This window comes from Bacillus sp. P4_D3 (genome assembly GCF_056401855.1).
Window position 1 is genome coordinate 1 of the sequence record NZ_JBFUIN010000565.1, and the last position, 2,008, is coordinate 2,008.

Annotated in this window: 2 protein-coding genes; both read left to right on the top strand. The window is 34.7% G+C overall.

Features of this window, described 5'->3' with window-relative positions; genetic code table 11:
• A partial coding sequence (locus AC1DTM_RS24105; RefSeq protein ID WP_477001068.1) for an aminopeptidase occupies positions 1-1,101 on the top strand: 1,101 nt, incomplete at its 5' end.
• 280 nt (positions 1,102-1,381) lie between these two features.
• Positions 1,382-2,008, top strand: a 627-nt coding sequence (locus tag AC1DTM_RS24110) for a metallophosphoesterase family protein (RefSeq protein WP_477001069.1), incomplete at its 3' end; no start/stop codon positions are given.

The window sequence follows — 2,008 nt, forward strand, 5'->3', positions numbered from 1 at the left end:
CTATCGAAATTAGCGGATGTACTAGTCAATCATTCGACTAAAGTGCAGCCTGGTGATCATGTGTTAATTCAAAGTGTTACTGAAATAGATCCCGCAGTAGTTCGTGAAATTATTAAGTCTGTGGAAAAAGCAGGGGGATATGCGCATGTATCAATGCGCGATGTTTCTGTTACAAGGCAATTAATTCTATCAGGATCTGAAGAACAATTTAAGTTATTTGCAGATTGGGAGAGTTATCGATTAAGTAAAATGCAAGTTTATATTAATCTCCGTAGTCCTAGAAATGCATATGAATTAGCAGATGTACCGGCAGAAAAAATGAAGTTATATCAAAAGATATTTGGAAAAGCACATAGTGAAGCAGTGTATAAAACGAGATGGGTGACAACTCGCATTCCGAATGCGGCTTCTGCGCAAGAAGCAAATATGAGTACTGAGGCTTATGAAAAATTTTATTATGATGTATGTACGTTAGATTACAAGAAAATGTCCAAAGCTATGGAGCCGTTAAAAGAATTAATGGAAAAGACAAAACAAGTGAGGATTATTGGGGAAGGTACGGATTTGGAGTTTTCTATTGAAGGAATAGGTGTTTTAAAGGGGGATGGTACGGATAATATCCCGGATGGCGAAATATATACAGCACCTGTTAAAGATTCTGTAAATGGAGTAATAACGTTTAACACAGTATCTGTTCAACAAGGTTATGCGTTTCAAAATGTAAAGTTACATGTTAAACAGGGGAAAATAATAGAGGCATATGCAAATGATACAGAGCGAATGAATCGAATTCTTGATACGGATGAGGGAGCAAGATATATTGGAGAGTTTGCGCTGGCTTTTAACCCCTACATACTACATCCGATGAATAATACGTTATTTGATGAAAAAATAAATGGTAGTTTTCACCTAGCGATTGGAGATTCATTAAAAGGTGCAGACAACGGGAATAAATCAGCGATACATTGGGATTTAGTAAACATTCAAAGACCGGAGTATGGCGGGGGTGAAGTTTGGTTCGATGATGTACTAATTAGAAAAGATGGGCGTTTTATTTTACCAGAGTTGTTCGAATTAAATGAAGAGAATTTGAAAAGGTAAAGTATTTTATTGAGATTATGTAAAATAGATTAAAACACAACGTATCAAACTAAGCGATTTATCGTGTGATTTTACACTCATTTAATATTAATAGGTAAATAGAACAATTGGTGCCAATTGTTGAATGGGTATTGTAAAAAAGACAAAATCTCTTAAAAAACACTTAAATTTTTACTCCATCTATCTTTACAATCCCTCCTTATAATATGAATTGGACAAGCAACTAAGAGAACACAGAACATGTCAGTTTATACATTCTATTATTAGGGGGAGAAATTGTATGAAAAAGGCAGTTGCTTCATTAGCTGTTATGGCGGTATTATTACCGACATTTACAATGCACGCGGAAGAGAAAGAGCGAGTAAGAAAAACAGCTACGATGTTTAATGTTATTAGTGACATTCAAGGGGATTTAGGGGATTTTGATCACGTATTAAAAGATATGAATAAAGTAACGCCACTTTCTAGAGCGCTTATTATGAATGGGGATATAACGCCAACTGGACAGCAGTCACAATATGATGATGTAAAGCGTGTGTTAAACAAGAATAAGCATCCGGAAAATGTATGGTCAACTGTTGGGAATCATGAATTTTACGCTGGTAAATGGACAGCTGATGGGAAACTCTCTCAAAATACATGGCCAAATGGTGTAACGGAAGAAACATTGTTTAATCGATATTTAAAATTTAGCGGACAAGATAAGGTATATCATAAAAAAGAGTTAGACGGTTATCCGCTTTTATTTTTAGGAACTGAAAAATATATGAAATACCACGATTCGAAAATGTGGGATGAGGTATATATGAGTGATGAGCAATTAGGATGGTTAAAACAAAATTTAGAAGAGTATAGTCAAAAAGATAAAAATAAACCAATTTTCATTTTCTCTCATCACGTTTTACCG